Annotated in this window: 15 protein-coding genes and 2 riboswitches; of the genes, 7 read left to right on the forward strand and 8 right to left on the reverse strand. The window is 62.2% G+C overall.

What is annotated here, in order from left to right:
• Nucleotides 1–55: 55 nt before the first annotated feature.
• Nucleotides 56–1,711 carry an energy-dependent translational throttle protein EttA gene (gene ettA, locus RA29_RS11090; protein ID WP_039685753.1) on the reverse strand — a complete coding sequence of 552 codons (1,656 nt, stop codon included), beginning with the start codon at nucleotides 1,709–1,711 and terminating at the stop codon, nucleotides 56–58.
• A 145-nt stretch (nucleotides 1,712–1,856) separates the two neighbouring features.
• On the opposite strand from ettA, the gene RA29_RS11095 reads away from it, so the two are divergent.
• Both RA29_RS11095 and RA29_RS11100 read left to right on the forward strand, forming a co-directional pair.
• Nucleotides 1,857–3,152, forward strand: a complete 1,296-nt coding sequence (locus RA29_RS11095; RefSeq protein ID WP_052249619.1) for an alpha/beta hydrolase — start codon at nucleotides 1,857–1,859, stop codon at nucleotides 3,150–3,152.
• Nucleotides 3,149–3,634, forward strand: a complete 486-nt coding sequence (locus RA29_RS11100) for an MOSC domain-containing protein (protein WP_241462580.1) — start codon at nucleotides 3,149–3,151, stop codon at nucleotides 3,632–3,634. Before RA29_RS11095 ends, RA29_RS11100 begins: the two co-directional genes overlap by 4 nt.
• Here RA29_RS11100 and RA29_RS11105 read toward each other — a convergent pair.
• Nucleotides 3,631–4,158, reverse strand: coding sequence for a DUF2059 domain-containing protein (locus RA29_RS11105; protein WP_039685755.1), 528 nt, complete (start codon nucleotides 4,156–4,158; stop codon nucleotides 3,631–3,633). The two genes, RA29_RS11100 and RA29_RS11105, sit on opposite strands and share 4 nt — an antisense overlap.
• Nucleotides 4,159–4,264: 106 nt before the next feature.
• Between RA29_RS11105 and RA29_RS11110 the strand changes: the two genes are divergently transcribed.
• Complete coding sequence (locus RA29_RS11110) at nucleotides 4,265–4,876, forward strand: nicotinate-nucleotide adenylyltransferase (protein ID WP_039685757.1); 612 nt, start codon at nucleotides 4,265–4,267, stop codon at nucleotides 4,874–4,876.
• Between the two features lie 46 nt (nucleotides 4,877–4,922).
• Nucleotides 4,923–6,413, forward strand: a complete 1,491-nt coding sequence (dacB, locus tag RA29_RS11115; protein WP_039685758.1) for a D-alanyl-D-alanine carboxypeptidase/D-alanyl-D-alanine-endopeptidase — start codon at nucleotides 4,923–4,925, stop codon at nucleotides 6,411–6,413.
• A gap of 89 nt (nucleotides 6,414–6,502) precedes the next feature.
• Here dacB and RA29_RS11120 read toward each other — a convergent pair whose 3' ends face one another.
• The 4 genes from RA29_RS11120 to RA29_RS11135 all read right to left on the reverse strand — a co-directional run bounded on the left by RA29_RS11120 (nucleotide 6,503) and on the right by RA29_RS11135 (nucleotide 10,556).
• Complete coding sequence (locus RA29_RS11120; RefSeq protein ID WP_039685760.1) at nucleotides 6,503–7,735, reverse strand: D-amino acid dehydrogenase; 1,233 nt, start codon at nucleotides 7,733–7,735, stop codon at nucleotides 6,503–6,505.
• 62 nt (nucleotides 7,736–7,797) lie between these two features.
• Nucleotides 7,798–7,922: riboswitch (glycine riboswitch) on the reverse strand.
• 29 nt (nucleotides 7,923–7,951) lie between these two features.
• A riboswitch (glycine riboswitch) is annotated at nucleotides 7,952–8,038 on the reverse strand.
• Between the two features lie 106 nt (nucleotides 8,039–8,144).
• Nucleotides 8,145–9,605 (reverse strand): alkaline phosphatase D family protein, encoded by a 1,461-nt coding sequence (locus RA29_RS11125; RefSeq protein WP_039685762.1) that lies wholly within the window; start codon nucleotides 9,603–9,605, stop codon nucleotides 8,145–8,147.
• Nucleotides 9,606–9,678: 73 nt separating this feature from the next.
• Complete coding sequence (locus RA29_RS11130; protein ID WP_039685764.1) at nucleotides 9,679–10,128, reverse strand: phage tail protein; 450 nt, start codon at nucleotides 10,126–10,128, stop codon at nucleotides 9,679–9,681.
• A gap of 5 nt (nucleotides 10,129–10,133) precedes the next feature.
• On the reverse strand, nucleotides 10,134–10,556 hold the full coding sequence (locus RA29_RS11135) for a tellurite resistance TerB family protein (RefSeq protein ID WP_039686040.1): 423 nt from the start codon (nucleotides 10,554–10,556) through the stop codon (nucleotides 10,134–10,136).
• Between the two features lie 142 nt (nucleotides 10,557–10,698).
• Here RA29_RS11135 and RA29_RS11140 point away from each other — a divergent pair, with 142 nt between their 5' ends.
• The 3 genes from RA29_RS11140 (at nucleotide 10,699) to RA29_RS11150 (ending at nucleotide 14,251) form a co-directional block, all read left to right on the forward strand.
• Nucleotides 10,699–12,288, forward strand: a complete 1,590-nt coding sequence (locus RA29_RS11140) for a lysine--tRNA ligase (RefSeq protein WP_039686042.1) — start codon at nucleotides 10,699–10,701, stop codon at nucleotides 12,286–12,288.
• A 320-nt stretch (nucleotides 12,289–12,608) separates the two neighbouring features.
• A complete protein-coding gene (locus tag RA29_RS11145; protein ID WP_039686044.1) occupies nucleotides 12,609–13,778 on the forward strand; it encodes a benzoate/H(+) symporter BenE family transporter in 1,170 nt (389 codons plus the stop codon).
• Nucleotides 13,779–13,849: 71 nt separating this feature from the next.
• Entirely contained in the window at nucleotides 13,850–14,251 is a 402-nt protein-coding gene (locus RA29_RS11150; RefSeq protein ID WP_039685765.1) for a DUF4864 domain-containing protein, read from the forward strand.
• Here RA29_RS11150 and RA29_RS11155 read toward each other — a convergent pair.
• Both RA29_RS11155 and RA29_RS11160 read right to left on the reverse strand, forming a co-directional pair.
• Nucleotides 14,248–15,387 (reverse strand): S41 family peptidase, encoded by a 1,140-nt coding sequence (locus RA29_RS11155; protein ID WP_052249602.1) that lies wholly within the window; start codon nucleotides 15,385–15,387, stop codon nucleotides 14,248–14,250. The genes RA29_RS11150 and RA29_RS11155 overlap by 4 nt on opposite strands.
• 45 nt (nucleotides 15,388–15,432) lie before the next feature.
• Nucleotides 15,433–16,746: an NAD(P)/FAD-dependent oxidoreductase gene (locus RA29_RS11160; RefSeq protein ID WP_039685767.1), complete on the reverse strand. Its 1,314-nt coding sequence runs from the start codon at nucleotides 16,744–16,746 to the stop codon at nucleotides 15,433–15,435.
• Between the last annotated feature and the right edge of the window lie 275 nt (nucleotides 16,747–17,021).

A 17,021-nucleotide genomic window follows, 5' to 3' on the forward strand; every position in this document is an offset into this window, starting at 1 on the left:
AACACTCTTTCGCGCACGCCTTGAACCCAAACGTAAACCCAAACAGTCCGTCCGCTTAGCGGACGAACTTTTTGTGTTTCAGTCGTTTGGGTTCAAGGGCATCCGGCCCCAACCGGCGCTTCTTGTCTTCCTCGTAGTCCTCGAAGTTCCCCTCGAACCACTCCACATGCGCGTCGCCTTCGAACGCCAGGATATGCGTACAAATCCGGTCGAGGAAGAACCGGTCGTGCGAGATCACGACCGCACACCCAGCGAAATCCACCAATGCATCTTCCAGCGCCCGCAGCGTCTCCACGTCCAGGTCGTTGGTTGGCTCGTCGAGCAGCAGCACGTTGCCGCCCTCTTTCAGCAACCGCGCCATGTGAACGCGGTTGCGTTCGCCGCCTGACAGCAGCGACACCTTTTTTTGCTGGTCGCCGCCTTTGAAGTTGAAGGACGAGCAGTACGCGCGGGAGTTCACCTGCGCATCCCCAAGCTCAATCACCTCGGCTCCGCCGGAAATCGCTTCCCACACCGTGTCCCCATCGGCCAGATCGTCGCGCGACTGGTCGACATAGGACAGTTGCACCGTGTCACCCAGTTCGATGGTCCCGGCATCAGGCGTTTCCTGCCCGGTCAGCATCTTGAACAGCGTCGACTTGCCCGCGCCGTTGGGGCCGATGACCCCGACAATCGCGCCGGGGGGCAGGGAGAAGTCGAGCCCCTCAACCAGCAATTTGTCCCCCATTGCTTTGGACAAACCGGCCACATCGATCACCTTGGACCCCAGCCGCTGCCCGTTCGGGATGACGATCTGAGCGCGCGTCAGCTTTTCGCGCTCGGATTGCTCGGCCATCTCGTTATAGGCGTTGATCCGGGCCTTGGACTTGGCCTGCCGCGCCTTGGCGCCCTGCCGCATCCATTCCAGTTCGCGCTCCAGCGTCTTCTGGCGGCTCTTGTCCTCGCGCGCTTCCTGTTCCAGCCGCTTGGCCTTCTGTTCCAGCCAGGCGGAGTAGTTGCCCTCGTATGGAATGCCGCGCCCACGATCCAACTCAAGGATCCACCCGGTGATGTCATCCAGGAAATAGCGATCATGGGTGACGATCAGGATCGTGCCCTTGTAGTCGATCAGGTGTTGTTGCAGCCACGCGATGGTCTCGGCATCGAGGTGGTTGGTCGGTTCATCGAGCAGCAGCATGTCGGGCGCTTCCAGCAGCAGCTTGCACAAAGCCACCCGGCGCGCCTCACCACCCGAGAGCGTCGTCACATCCGCATCATCGGGCGGACAGCGCAGCGCCTCCATCGACACATCGATCTGGCTGTCGAGATCCCACAGGTTCTCCGCATCAATCTGGTCCTGCAAGGCAGCCATCTCATCCGCCGTCTCGTCGGAATAGTTCATGGCCAGATCGTTGTAGCGGTCCAGAACCGCCTTCTTCTCGGCAACGCCCAACATGACATTCTCGCGCACGCTCAGCGTCGGATCCAGCTGCGGCTCCTGCGGCAGATAGCCGACCTTGGCACCCTCGGCGGCCCAGGCCTCACCGGTGAAATCTTTGTCCATCCCCGCCATGATCTTCATCAGCGTGGACTTACCGGCACCGTTCACGCCCACAACACCGATCTTCACGCCGGGCAGGAAGTTCAGGTGGATGTTCTCAAAGCATTTCTTACCGCCGGGATAGGTCTTGGACACACCCGACATGTGGTAGACATATTGATAGGCCGCCATGGTACTCTCCCGGTCAAAACTGTGCAGAACCGTCTACCGCCCGCAGGGGCAAAGGGCAATGCACCGCCAGCGCCGGAATTGTCATTTGGTGATGGGCGAGGACTCATGTTAGCGGTGACGTGCAAAACCTACGGAAGTGTCTGACATGCGGCGGTTTATCCTGCTGGCAGCCCTGTTCATCCTTGGTGGATGCGCGGTCGGGATCAGCCTCGCACCGCCGCCCAACCTGTACCGCACGGGGGCCAACTACCCCGATGACCTCGTGCCAGAGGTCTGGCGCACGGCCGAGCCCAAGATCTTCTACATGACCAACCGCCAACCTGACGGGGCAAGCTACGGTGCCAGCCGGTCGGATTCGATGGCGTTCGGCGCGGCCACGGTCAAATTCGGTCGTGATCTGGGGTGGGAAGAGCTGCTTGAACGCACCCGCGCGGATTCAGATCAGCGGGTGTCCACCCTCTGGGTGCCCGAACTTGAGGAGGTGGTGAGGTTCGAGGCCACACCGCTGCCCTACGCTCGCAACGATGGGCGGCTGACGCATCTGCAAACGTCCCTTGATGCCTACAATGCACAGGCCGCGCGGTTTCAGGCGGTGATTGCCGACGAAATCCGGCAGACGGGGAACCGCAGTCTGTTGGTCTACGTGCACGGCTTCAATAGTGAGTTCGAGGACAGCCTGACGACGCTGGCCAACATGTGGCACTTCGCGGGGCGCGAATCCGTCCCGATCTCGTTTACCTGGCCCGCGGGCAATGGGTTCGGACCGCTAGGGTACTTCCGTGACCGGGACGCCGGCGTATTCTCAGTCCACCATACCAAGGAATTCCTGCGCATGCTCGCCGACATGCCCGAGGTGGACAGCATTGACATCATTGCCCACTCACGCGGCACGGATGTGGTGACAACAGCGCTGCGCGAGTTGATGATCGAAGCGCGGGGGGCGGGGGTTCACCCCAAGGAGATGCTGAAAACCGGCACGCTCATCATGGCGGCGCCTGACTTGGATGTCGGCATTGTGCGGCAGCGGCTGCAGGCCGAACGGTTTTCGGAGGCCTTTGAACAGGTCAACCTTTATATCAATCCCGATGATGCGGCGCTGCGCATTTCTGCTCTGCTCACCCGGTCCACCCGGCTGGGCGCGCTCCGGAACGAGGATTTCGCAGAGGGTGAGCTTGAGCTGCTGCGCGACCAGGCGCTTGTGCATTTCATTCGCGTGGAAAACGTACGCGGTGGGTTCGGGCACTCTTATTTCCGGGAAAATCCTGCCGTCCTCTCGGATGTGGTGCTGGCGCTGCGCACACGCACTTTTCCTGGCGGCTCGCTACGCCCGCTGGACCAGGACGAGGATGGCATTTGGGTGCTGCACCCGAACTACCCCCTTGAACGCCTGCCCGATCTTGTTGGGCTTGAGGCGCGCGCTGCCCGTCGCGAAGAACGGTGAGCGACCTGCATGCGATGATCGCGCGTTGGGCGCAGCCCGGGCGTGTGGACTGGATCGGCGTGCGGCCGGCGCGTATGGCCGACATGCAGGTGCTGGACCGCGTGAACATCACCGAAAGCGGGCTGGAGGGTGACCGGGGCCGGGCAGGCAAGCGCGCCGTTACGCTGATGCAGGCAGAACATGTGCCCGTCATCGCAGCATGCCTCGGGCGCGCCGAGCTCGGTCCGGAGATGTTTCGCCGCAACATTTTGGTGAGCGGCCTGAACCTCAACGGGCTCAAGGGGCGCGAGGTGCAAATTGGTGAGGCTATCCTGCGGATAACCACGATCTGCGCGCCATGCAGCCTGATGGAGCGGCTCTTGGACCACGGCGGCTACGCCGCAATGCGCGGTCACGGCGGCTGGTGTGCCGAGGTGGTGAGACCGGGTATGGTGATCTGCGGTGATACTGTCGCGCCGGTTGGCGCGGGCGCGCCGACCTAGATGTCGAACTCGTCAATCATTTGGTCGATCAGGGCGGGGTTGTCGAAGGTGATACCCTCCTCACGTATGCGGCGCAGCACCCGTGGTGCCGCATTGTTCCCAGCTTCTACACCTGCGATCTGGCCACGCCGTGCCCCATCAGCCATCAAAGACGGCGTTGCTGCAACCATGGCTTGACCAGACGGCGTGCGCAGGAAGGCCGCGATGTCCGTTATCTCCTGTTCGGAAAAGGTCTCCTTATACATTGAACGGGCCTCGTCCTGCATCGTTTCGGTGAACTCGTCGATGAACTCCTCCATGAAGATGTCGAGGAAGCGTTCAATGTCCGAAACACTCATGCCGCGCTTGCGCAACTCGTTCTCGATCGCGCCCACCAGAAGTGGCCTCTGCGCAATCAGCGCCCCTTCGAACATGGTTCGGTTGACCTGCTGAGAGATCAAGTAATCCAGGTCTGCTTCCACATCGGCGGTGGCTTGGGTCGCGAGTGTCGCGGCGAATGCGACTGCGCAAATGATCGACTTCATGCGGTTGCCCCTTTTTGCAAAATGGCGTTGACAAGGCACGAGTGTAAGCGTTGACAACAGTGGCGCAACCGCTTGATAACGCGCGCGTTGCGAAGAAAGGCAAACCATGCGGCGCATACCGTATGCCCGTCCGGGACAGATCATCGGCCTGCTTGGCGGCTCGTTCGACCCGGCCCATGCCGGTCACGTGCATATCACGCGCGAGGCGATGAAACGGTTTGGGTTGACCCACGTGTGGTGGCTGGTCTCACCTGGCAATCCGCTGAAAACGCAAGGCCCCGCACCGCTGCACAGCCGTATGGAGCGCGCGCGCCAGATCATGCAACACCCCCGCGTGACCGTCACGGATGTCGAGGCGCGGCTGGGCACGCGCTATACCGCCGAAACCATTGCCGCACTTCAGGCGCGCTGTCCCGGCGTGCGGTTTGTCTGGTTGATGGGCGCGGACAATCTTGCGCAGTTTCATCTGTGGCAGGACTGGACGTGGATCATGGAACACGTGCCGGTGGGTGTGCTGGCCCGTCCCGGCGACCGGATTTCGGCCCGGATGAGCCCGGCGGCGCGGCTCTATCGGCACCGCCGTATTTCGGGGCGCGCCAGCCAGCTTTTGGGCCGCGCAGATGCGCCTGCGTGGTGTTTCGTGAACGTGGCGATGACCGCGCAATCGTCAACTGCGATCCGGGCGCAAGGGGGCTGGGCAGGCTCTTCGGATTTGTGATCCGAACGTTCTTGTTTGCGGCGCAAAGCTGCGTTTACATGCGCCCATGTTGCGTAGATTTTCGAGACGTTTCTTTTTAGCTGCTCTGGCCGGGTCCACGGCCACGACCGCGCTTTCTGCTCCACCCACCTCATCGCTCAGACCGAGTGCGCGGGGGGGCGATCACTTCAAGAAGGCGATTGCCGATCCACAAGCCATCATCGCCGACGCACGGCTGGGTGGCCGCGTGTGCTATGCGGTTGCGGACGCAAGAACGGGCGCAAAGCTCGAAGGCGAGAATGCCAAGATAGGGACACCGCCTGCGTCGGTGGCCAAGGCGATCACGGCGCTCTATGCCCTGTCCGTGCTGGGGGCGACGCACCGGTTCACGACGCGTGTCGTGGCAACGGGGGGCGTGTCCGGCGGCGTGGTGCAGGGTGATCTTGTTTTGGTCGGCGGTGGCGATCCAACGCTCGACACCAACGGTCTCGCGTCACTGGCCGCGGCCCTCAAGGCCCAGGGCATCCGAGAGGTGCGGGGCGATTTCAAGGTGGCCGACGGGATGTTCCCGCAAGAGCCCACGATTGATAAGGGCCAGCCCGATCACGTGGGCTACAACCCCGCGCTGTCGGGGATCGCGCTGAATTTCAACCGGGTGCATTTCGAATGGCGGCGGCAAGGTGGGCAATACACCGTGTCCATGGACGCGCGGTCCGACAGGTATCGCCCTGATGTGGCCATGGCGCGCATGGCTTTGAGCGAGCGGCGCGCACCTGTCTACACCTATGTCGATGGCGGGCGCACGGACAATTGGACCGTGGCGCGCGGGGCTTTGGGCAGTGGTGGCGCGCGGTGGCTGCCGGTGCGCAAGCCCGCGCTTTATGCAGGTGACGTGTTCCAGACGCTTGCCCGTTCGCAGGGCATCGTGCTGAAGAACCCGCAGGTCGTGACGCGCACGCCGCAGGGCACCACGCTCGCCTCACATCAAAGCGGTGATCTACGCACGATCCTGCGCGACATGTTGCGCTTTTCCACCAATATCACGGCGGAAATGGTGGGCATGGCCGCCACTGTCAAACGCAGCGGCAAGCCCGCGAGCCTGCGCGCGTCGGCGACCGAGATGAACCGCTGGGCCAATGCAGCGCTTGGCACATCAAGCATGCGCCTTGTCGATCACTCCGGCCTTGGGGATGCCAGCAAGATGACCGCTGACGACATGGTGCTTGCGCTGGTGCGGGCGCGCCAGAACAACGTGCTGCGCCCGATCCTGAAGCCCATCCCCATGCTCGATGCGCAGCGCCGCGCGATCAAGAACCACCCGATCGAGGTTCACGCCAAGACCGGCACGCTGAACTTCGTGTCGGGGCTGGCCGGGTACATGACCGCGCGGGATGGTACGGAAATGGCCTTTGCCATCTTCGCCGCCGATGAAGCGACCCGGGCCGGTATCCCGCGTGCTGAACGTGAACGCCCGCAAGGGGCGCGCAGCTGGAACCGTCGGGCCAAGATCATGCAGCAAAAGCTGATCGAACGCTGGGGCGCTGTCTACGGTAGCTAGGTGTTTCGCCGCGCGTGCCTCGCGGCGACCGGCTGGGGGGCCAGCCCCCCAGACCCCCCGAAGTATTTCCGGCCAGAAGAAAGGCTATTTCAAGCTGCGTTCTTCATCCGGCTTGTGTCGATAATGTCGGCCGTCGCCTGCGCCGTTGCGGCTGACAATGTCCAGCCCAGATGCCCGTGCCCGGTGTTGTAGTAGACCCCGGGCTTCTTGCCCGGCCCCACCTTCGGCATCATCGACGGCAGCATGGGGCGCAGCCCCGCCCACGGCACGCAATGCTCAGTCGAGACGTCGGGAAAGAACGTCTCGCACCACTCCCGCAGGGGCCGGATGCGGTCGTTGCGGATGTCGAGGTTGTAGCCGTTGAACTCAGCCGTCCCGGCGATGCGGAACCGCTTGCGGCCCAGGCGCGAGGTCACGATCTTGGCCTCGTCATCCAGCAGGCTGACCCAGGGGGCCGCCGCCTGGCTTTCCACGTCATCGAGGTTCACGGTGATCGAGTACCCTTTGACGGGATAGATATTGACCCGGTCGCCCAGCTCGGCCGCGATGGCGCGGCTGCCGACCCCGGCGCAAACCACGATCCCGTCGAACCCTTCGGTCTGAACCGCACCGGCGTCGTCCCATGTCAGACGGACGCTTGCGCCGCTATGGGTTACTTCGGTCACCTTACACTTGTAGTGGAACGTAACGCCCATCTTCTCGCACGCATCGCTGAGCGCGCGGGTGTAGCGGTGGATGTCGCCGGTAAAATCGCTCTCTGTATAGAACCCGCCCAGCGTCTCGGCCTGCAGCGCGGGTTCCAGTCGCTGCACTTCGGCGGCTGACACCTCGCGCCGTTCCAGCCCCGCCTTCTCCAGCAGGTCATTCACCCGCCGTGCGTGATCGAACTCGGACGGCTTGCGGTAAACGTGCAGGATCCCCCGCTGCTCCATATCGAAATCAGCGCACACCTCCTTGGCAAAGGCCAAAAGATGCTCGCGCGCCGCAATCGCCAGCCGCGCGGTTTCCACGGTGTTACGCTCGTAATCGGGGATGTTGCCCATGAACTCGGCCATCCAGCTCAGCTTGTGCCAGCTTGGCGTCGGGTTCACGAGCAGGGGTGCATCGGATTTCATCATCCATTTCAACCCTTTGAAGATCGTGCCCCAGCGCGTCCACACCTCGGCATTGCTGGCCGACAACTGCCCGCCATTGGCAAAGGATGTCTCCATTGCCGCATAGCGGTTGCGGTCGAAGACGCTGACGTCATAGCCCCGGCGGGCCAGGGCGTAAGCTGTTGTAATTCCGGTTATTCCGGCGCCAATCACGGCAATATGGGTCATCTTGGGAACCTCCCGATGTCACGGCGATGGCACGGATGCAGGACCCGGCACCGCGCCGACCCACATCCCCATCTGTCGCGAGACCTGAGAGCTTGACGGCAAGCACCTGATCAGGTGCCGGACGGGCCGCTTTCTCCTTCGGTGGGCCGGATGCCATGAGGTCCGACCACTCTCCAGATCGTCGCATTTACCGTCCTGACAGGTGTCAGGTTGGGCGCGGCCGGCACGGTTCTGGTGCCTGAGAGTTTCCGGGGCGTTGCTCCTTCGGCGGCAGCAGCAGCTGCACTCTCCCATGTCGACCTCTGCGACTGTGTTTCGTATAGGAAACTCGATTGAGTCGCGCAAAACAATTCTCACGCACAGTGCCTGACATCGGCGCGATTGCGCAAAAGCGCCCAGATCGCAGGCATCAGCCCCCGTTCAGTGCCAGTGGCTCGGTCTTGCCGCTCACCTCAAGGTCCCAGATCGCATGCCAGTCATCACCGGTGCGGGTCACAACCAGAGTGTTGCGCTCGGCCACGTAGCGGCCCATCTGCCCCGGCAATCGACGGATCGTGATTGGTGCGCCATCCAGGGGGTCCTCTCCCAACGCGGCGAGCGACCCTAGTACCTTCGCCCAGGCTTTGGGCGGCGGACGATGCGCCACGCCAGAGGCGATCAGCTGGTGCAAGGTACAATGCTCGCCCAGTGGCATCGTCGCGCGCGCTGCCAGATGGATTTCTCCCGACAGCGCCGTCACACGCGCGCCCGTGCCCGTCGCAATATCGGTCAGCAATTGCAGCATCCGCCGCCATTCCTTGCGATGGGCGCGGCTTTGCCACTGGTCGCGCAGGTCATCTTCGTATTCCTGCATCTTGGGGGTCACAACCATCGCGGCCTCAAGCACCGACAGGCGCGGGCCCAGCAAGGGGACCGAGGACACAAACAGGATCTGCCGGGTCGGGGGCATGGCGGCCACAGCCTCCATCATCGACCAACCCACATCGCCCATCACCTGCCGCCGTGTGCGTTCGGCGCGCAGATCCGGCGCGACGATCCGCAGATCCGGCAGGTCGATCCACCAGTCCAGGCTCAGACCGGTCTTGTCGTGAAACCGCCCTGGCATGTCGTCGAGGGTACAGGCATGCCGAAAGATCAGCGTCGCCTCGCGCGCCACCTCGTACAGCGTTTGGCCCACGGGCGAATAGGTGCGCGACCGGGGCAGAGAGCCCCAGCCGTCGCAGATATCGTGGTCGTCCCACTGGCACAGCGATGGCACAGATGCGGCCAGTTCCATGAAAGCAGGGCAGCTTTGGAAAAATGCCATGTAGCGTTCGAAAAACCCGCGCCGCAGATGCGCGCGCATGTCCCGAAGGTCGGCACGTTCGGGGTCCTTGGGCACCGTATCGGGCCAGTCTTCGCTCAGCGGATGGCCCAGTGTCACCTCATCGGCATAGATCTGGTCGCCCCCGTGCAACAGCAGGTGAAAGGGTTTGCACCGGTGATCGTCCCGCAAGCGCGCCCACATCGCGTTGCGCTCCTCCGGGTCACGCTCCAGATCGCCGTTTTCCTCACCGTTGCAGGACGCGAAGGCGATGTTCAGATCGCCGTCATATCCTGTCCTGATCGTGTGACTTTGTCCCAGCGCCTCGTAGGTGATTGGTTCGGCCACCCAGCCCTCGAAGCGCGCCCGCAACACCCGCCAACCTGCGTCTGCTGCGATTTCCCTGAATGGAAAACTGTCGCCCCGGCAGATGAGCGGCTCGGGTATGGTTGCATCTTTCACGCATACCAACGCGCTTAGCGACAGGATGCCGTCCCTTACGTCGTCAAGAAACAGGATCGGTCCTAAGGTCGTATGGGTGGAAGATGTCTCGGGGGCGGTGCTCATGCAGTTCGAAAGACTTCATTGCGCGGTGAAGCTTTGAACATGTGGCACCCCTGCCGATAGGCAAGGCGGACTGCTACCCCTGACGCACGATGTCGCTATAGGCGAACTCGATCTGCTCGACTGTGATCTCGTTCTTCATCGCGTCGAGGTCGCCTACGGACCATTTGACCGGATAGGCGTCGTGCAGCATCCAAGAGGCCACGACATCTTGCATGTCGTTCAGCAGGTCTATGGCAATGCTATTGGGCGTGATCGGTTTGGCGAAACTGCCTTCAAGCGTATCACGGGTCCAGGCCACGACGGGGTGCCCGTTTGCCAGGACGCAGCGTTTGATCGTAACGTTGGCGCGTTTCACCGGCTTTGGCAGTTGATGGACAAACCGGTTTTCACCGCCTTCGACAACGGTTTCCGTGTCCAGCTTTGTCTCCAGCCCCGACACCTCTTGCGCTGCGAACCCTGTGGTCGCATCGCCAACAGTGACGCGAAATACAAACGCGAGCGTATGTTTTGGGTCGTCAGCCACGCCACTTAAAGCGTCATATGCCGCGCACGCGCGCCGCGTTCGATGGCGGCGGCGTGCAGCCGGTCGATGTTCAGCTCATACCGGATTTCTTCCAGCAACCGCAGTTCAGCTTCCTCAAGTGTGCCGTCCGCGGCCGCGACGTCACAGGCCAGCGCATAGGCGGTTTCGAACAGCCGGTCCGGTAGCGCTTCGCGCACCAAGCCAAAGAGCGCGTCGAGCCCGTCTTCCTGCTCGAAAAGGTCAAACACCATCTGCGCCATGCGGTTCAGCCGGTCCAGATCGTAGCCCGCAAAGACGGGCAGGTTGTTCACGGCTGAGTTGATCTTGACCAGTTCGGCGGTGCGGATGTCTTCGTCCGATGCGGACACAGCGATCATCATTGCGACCAGCGCGTCCTGTGCGGTCATGGTAAGGGTCGTGTCGGCCATGGTGGCGTATCCTTTTGCGGTGCTGCTCCCCTCAATATTGACGGCTGGGGCGGCCCGCAATAGGTACCGCCGGGATTGTCCCTGCGGGGACATGTCACAAGGCCGTGCATCGGGCACGTGCCACCACATGGGATCAATGAGCATGTCGAGTTTCCGTGACGCCGCGATGAGCAGCAAGGCCTGGCCCTTCGAAGAAGCGCGCCGGTTGCTCAAACGCTATGAAAAGGCGCCGCCGGAGAAGGGCTATGTCCTGTTCGAGACGGGCTATGGCCCCTCGGGTCTGCCCCATATCGGCACCTTCGGAGAGGTGGCGCGCACCACGATGGTGCGCCGCGCGTTCGAGGCGATCTCGGATATCCCGACAAAGCTGATCTGTTTTTCCGATGACCTCGATGGGATGCGCAAGGTGCCGGGCAACGTGCCGAATCCGGAACGGTTGCAGGAATACCTGCAGATGCCGCTGACCTCCGTACCGGACCCGTTCGAGACGCATGAGAGTTTCGGCCACCATAACAACGCGATGCTGCGCCGCTTCCTCGATACCTTTGGGTTCGACTACGAGTTCTATTCGGCCCGCGAGTTCTACCGGTCGGGTCAGTTCGATGAGATCCTGCTGCGCTGTGCGGAGAAATACGATGATCTGATGAAAATCATGCTGAAGTCGCTGCGCGAGGAACGCCAGCAGACTTACTCGATTTTCCTGCCCATTCATCCCGAGACGGGCCGGGTTCTTTACGTACCGATGAAGCATGTGGATGCGGTGAACGGTACCGTGACCTTTGATGATCCGGATGGCGGCGAGATGACCCTGCCCGTCACAGGCGGCAATGTGAAGCTGCAGTGGAAGCCGGACTTTGGGGCGCGCTGGGCGGCGCTTGGCGTGGACTTTGAGATGTATGGCAAGGAACACGCCACCAACGAAAAGATTTATGACGCGATCTGTCGGACGTTGGGAGCGCAGCCACCGAACCACTTCAGTTACGAGTTGTTTCTGGACGATCAGGGGCAGAAGATTTCGAAGTCGTCGGGCAATGGCGTCAGCATCGACGAGTGGCTGACCTATGCCTCGACCGAGTCGCTGTCGTATTTCATGTATCAGAAGCCCAAGACGGCGAAGCGGATGTTCTTTGACGTCATCCCCAAGGCGGTGGACGAGTACCACCAGCAACTGCGTGCTTATTCGGGTCAGGACGAGAAGGGCAAGGCGACGAACCCGGTTTGGCACATTCACTCCGGCGACGTGCCCGAGAGCGATATGGTCGTGCCCTTTGCCATGCTTCTGAACCTCGCCTCGGTCAGCCAGGCGGAGGACAAGGACAAGCTTTGGGGCTTCATCCAGCGGTATGCACCCGACACTGGGCCTGAGACCCATCCGGGTATGGACAAGGCCGTTGGGCATGCGGTGCGCTATTACAATGACTTCGTGAAACCTGCGAAGGTGTATCGTTTGCCGACCGATCAGGAGCGTGAGGCGCTGGAGGTGCTGAAGGCAGAGCTTGAAGCCTATGATGGGCCGGTTGAGGACGAGGCGTTGCAGTCGGTGGTTTATGCTGTCGGGCGCGAGCGGTTTGATCCGCTGCGCGGGTGGTTCACGGCGCTCTATGAGGTGCTTTTGGGCGCGAGCCAAGGGCCGCGGTTTGGTGGGTTTATTGCGCTTTACGGGGTGGCGGAAACCATTGCGTTGATCGAGGCGGCTTTGGCCGGGGAATTGGTGCCGGAAGGTGCGCAGTGAATGCGCACCCTACGGGTGTTTCTGGGTCCACTTGAGCAGTTGATGCGGCAGGGACGGGATTTGTCCCCGCGGGGACAGCCTGTTCGCTTAGGTCATCGGATCTTTAGCCCTTTGTGAAAGTCCGGTGACTTCAAGCGCTTGGCCGCCGCGCGGTGCGGTAGCACAAATTTAACCACCGAAAACGCATGCTGCTGCCCGAACGCGGGCGGCATTCGATTGCGCCTATGCCGGGCGTAAAAATCAGCCCTCCTTCGACGCTGGTGCTTGCATGTCTGGTCTGCAAAAACGGGCGGAAGATTTACCGACTACGGGTGCTGCCCATGATCCGCCAGATCTCCCCCTCTGCCATCTACATGGGCCTGCTTGCCGCGTTTGTGGGATACTCCGCATCTTTCGCGATTGTGCTGGCCGGGTTGACGGCCATGGGCGCGACGGAGGCGCAGGCGGCGACCGGGTTGTTCTTTGCCACCATGGGTATGGGCGTGTGCAGCATCTGGCTGCCTGCGGTCACGCGCATTCCGGCGGCTGTCGCCTGGTCGACGCCCGGGGCCGCGTTCTTGGCCGCGACGGCGGTGCTGCCGGGCGGGTTTGCAGAGGCGGCGGGTGCGATGATCTGTTGTGCCGTTCTGATCATCCTGACTGGCCTTGTCCCTTCACTTGGGCGCGTCGTGGCGGCGATCCCGAAACCCATTGCCAATGCGCTGCTGGCGGGTGTGCTGTTCAAGCTGTGTCTGGCCCCGGCCCTTGCGCTGGGCGCGATCCCCTTGCTGGTGCTGCCGGTGATGGTGGCGTGGCTGGGTGGGCTGATCTGGAACCGGCTTGCGGCGATGCCGCTGGCTGTTCTGGCCTTTGCGGTTGTGCTGGTTCTGGGTGTGGACATGTCAGGCGGAGACAGCGTGGCCTATGCGGCTTGGTTGCCCGATTTCGCGCCGGTGCTGCCTGTTTTTACCTTGCAGTCTTTCGTGTCCATCGCGCTGCCGCTCTACTTGGTGACGATGGCGGGGCAGAATATTCCGGGTTTCGCCGTTCTGGAATTGAACGGGTATGCCGTCGAGCGGCGTCCGTTGATCCGCAACACGGGGGTGGTGAGTCTGGTGATCGCTGCCTTTGGGTCGGTGCCGGTGAACATGTCCGCCATCACGGCAGCGATGATGGCCGGTGAAGATGCGGGCAGGGACCCTGCCGACCGGTATTGGGCCGCGATCACGTCTGGGGTGGCTTATGTTCTGTTGGCCTTTGCCGCGGCGGTTGTGGCGACCGTGGCGGGGCTTGCGCCGGTCGAGTTGATCACGGCGGTTGCGGGTCTGGCCCTGATCCCGGCCTTTGTCGCGTCAACATCGGGCGCGTTTGCCGAGCCTGCGCAGCTTGAGGCGCCCGCGCTGACCTTTCTGATCGCGGCGAGCGGGATGGAGTTGTTTGGGGTCAGCGGTGCGTTTTGGGGTGTTCTGGTGGGCAGTGTGGTTTGGTTCTGCAAGGGTGCTACGCGGTAGGGCCTGAGGTGCCGAAGTTGCCGGTGCCCTGTGTTGGCCTAGGTCTTTCTTCAGCTCAGGGGAGACGACAGATGCGCAAGTGGATGATTGGGGCCGTTTTGGCCATTGGGTTGGCTGGTGGTGCGTTGGCGCAGGGCGCCGAGATCGAGGGCGTGATTTCAAGCCAGATCGAAGCGTTCAAGGTCGATGATTTTGCCGAAGCCTTCACCTATGCCGCGCCGTCCATTCAGGGGATGTTCCGCACACCCGAGAATTTTGGCCGGATGGTCACGCAGGGCTATCCGATGGTGTGGCGTCCGGCGGATGTCACCTATCTGGATCTACGCGAGGAGGCGGGGCGCTATGTGCAGGTCGTCCGGATCGAGGACACTGAGGGTACCGTGCATTTTCTGGGATATTCGATGATCCAGACGGGGGACGGCTGGAAAATCAGCGGTGTGCAGGTGCTAGACGCACCAGGTGTGAGCGCCTAGGCCCGTGTTGCCAGTCGGACGGCGTGATCCTGCTGCGGGTCACGCCCGTGCTGGAGATCGCTGACCGTCATTTCGAGACGTGTATCTGGGCGTAAGTCGCCCGCGCCAATCATGTGTTCTGCAATCTCTGCTGGGGTGGTTTCGTCCGGTTGTCCGGAATGCCAGTCGTGCCAGGCGGTGGAGTAACGGAGCAGGGCACCGGTTGCGTGCAGTTGGATCATGTCGCCTTCGGCGTGGAACTTGGTGTCATCGCCCATCTCTTCGCCGACGATATGCAGCCTTTCGCCCAATCTGTGTCGCAGCAGGGCCACGAATACGATGGCGGCCGAGAATGTGAATTTGTTGACCAGCGCGACGCAGTGCGGCCCTTGCCAGTGCGCGGCGAGTGCGTCGAGCAACGGCAGGGTTTTTAGAAAGTCGCCGCCGGGGTTGCCGCGCAGATCAAGGACAATGGGGGCCTTTTGGTTTTGATGAACGCGGTCACTGGCGCGGGTGATCTGGGTTTCGAGGGGCGTTGATTGGTTTGGACCGAAGTTTGGCAGGGTGATGTATGTGACATCTTGCGGCGGCGTTACCGGCGTCGGGCGGTGTCCTGTTTCCCAGATTGAGTACAGAGGGCCCGCTTTGGTCAGGCTTTCTGCGCTGAAGCGCAGTTTGGAGGCGTTTCCGGTGCTGTCGGACAAGTGGTATGTCACCGCGTCGGAAGCTGTGTTGATCCCGAGCGCGTCAAGGGCTGCGGGCCATGTCATCAGGAGTGGACCGACCACGCGCTGGCGCTGGGGCGTCCCAGCGAGGTAGGGACGTGACGCCTTGAACACTTGTTCCACCGGGTGGTCGTTGATGGCAGTCAGGCGGTATGTGGTGTCATGGTTCGGGTCGATGGCGGCGAACTCGGCGCCGACGGAGATGATGCGGAGCGGAAAGACCTGGATGGCCGGGTTCGGGATGATGCGGGTGTGGCCGTTTTCTGCAAGTGCGACGCAGCGCATGGCTGCGAGGAGGAACCGGTCCGGGTCGTTTTGATCCTTCAACGTCGCAAGCGTTTCCGCGAGTTGCTCCGGATGCACTTTGTCAAAGGACGGGTCGCAGTTGAGGCAGATGTGCCGGACGTCCGCGAAGTCGCTGTTCAGATCCATGGTGCGAGGGTGGCACAGTGGTGCCCTCGCGTCCACGCCGAGTGCCTATTCGGCTGCCTGTGCGGTCGGTTTTGGCCGGGAGCCGTGCCCTGTGCGCGTTGGGCTGAGACCTGTGATCAGCCGCGCGCCCTTGGAGAAGGTCAGGTAGGACCAGAACCAATTTAGGGCGACAAAGACCGGGTTGCGCACGCCGATCAGGAAGTAGATGTGGGCGACGCCCCAGAGCCACCATGCCACAAAGCCCGACAACTGTATGCGTCCGAAGTCGATGACGGCGGCGTGCCGTCCGATGGTGGCGAGGTTGCCTGCGTGTTTGTAGCGGAAGGGGGTGTCGTGGGGTTTGCCTGCGACCAGTGCCGCGATGCGTTGGCCGACATATTTGCCGCCTTGTTTGGCGGCGGGTGCGATGCCGGGCACGTCGAGGCCGTCTTTCCACGGGACCTGTGCGGCGTCGCCGATGACGTAGATGTTGGGGGCGTCGGGTACGCTGAGGTCAGGGTTCACCGGCACGCGGCCTGTGCGGTCTGTTGCAGCGTCGAGCCAGCGGCCGACGTCTTTGACTGCGACGCCCGCACCCCAGACCTTGCAGGCAGATGGGATGAACTGGTCGGGAAGCTGGACGCCTTGGTCGGTAATGTCCTCGACCATCGTGTTCAGCCTGACGTCGACCCCGAGTTTTTCCAGTGATGTCTGCGCCTTGGCTGACAGATTTTCCGGGAAGGCGCGCAGCAGGCGGTCGCTGGCTTCGATCAGGATCACGCGGGCATCGCGGGAGTTGATGCGGTGAAAGTCAGCGGCGAGCGCGTGGTTGGCCAGTTCGGCAATGGCACCCGCCATCTCGACCCCTGTGGGGCCGCCGCCCACCACTACGAAGGTGAGTTGGCGTTGTTGTTCGGCTTCGGAGTTCGAAATCTCGGCCCGCTCAAACGCCATGAGCACCTGTTTACGGATCTCGGTTGCGTCGATGATGCGCTTGAGACCCGGAGCGTGCTGTTCCCAATCGTCGCGCCCGAAATAGGAGTGATGGGCGCCCGAGGCGACGATGAGGTGGTCGTAGGCAAAGGTGCCTTCGCCGGTGATGACATGCTGGGCGTTTGTGTCAACGTCGCGCACTTCGGTCAGGGCGACGGAGACGTTTTTCTGCCCGGAAAAGATGCCGCGGATGGGCCAGGCGACGTCGGCAGGCGAGAGGTCAGCGGTGGCCACCTGGTAGAGCAGGGGTTGGAACAGGTGGTAGTTGCGCCGGTCGATGATCTGGATATCGACGGGGGCGTTTTTAAGGGCACGCGCGGCGGCGAGGCCCCCGAAACCTGCGCCGATGATGACGACCTTGGGGCGGGACGGCGTGACTTGTGACATGGGCGACCTCGCTGCATTTGCGAAAGGTGTGCTGCGGTTGCACATAGCATAGGTCGGTATGGCACGGCGATTATTCCACAGTTTGGTTGCAGGACGTGAATGGCTGTAACAATCTGCCTTGCCGTTGCGTGGAGAACCTGTCTGCCGCACGGTCCCGTCGGTCCCCATTAACCCTTTGTTGATACTTCCCTTGCCCGCGACGACCGGCCCTTTGGGCGCGATCGGTTTGACTGCGTGATACGGCCAGATTTGGCCCCTGCGAAAAGGGATAAATG

It is taken from the genome of Tateyamaria sp. ANG-S1, assembly GCF_000814025.1.
GTDB lineage: Bacteria > Pseudomonadota > Alphaproteobacteria > Rhodobacterales > Rhodobacteraceae > Tateyamaria.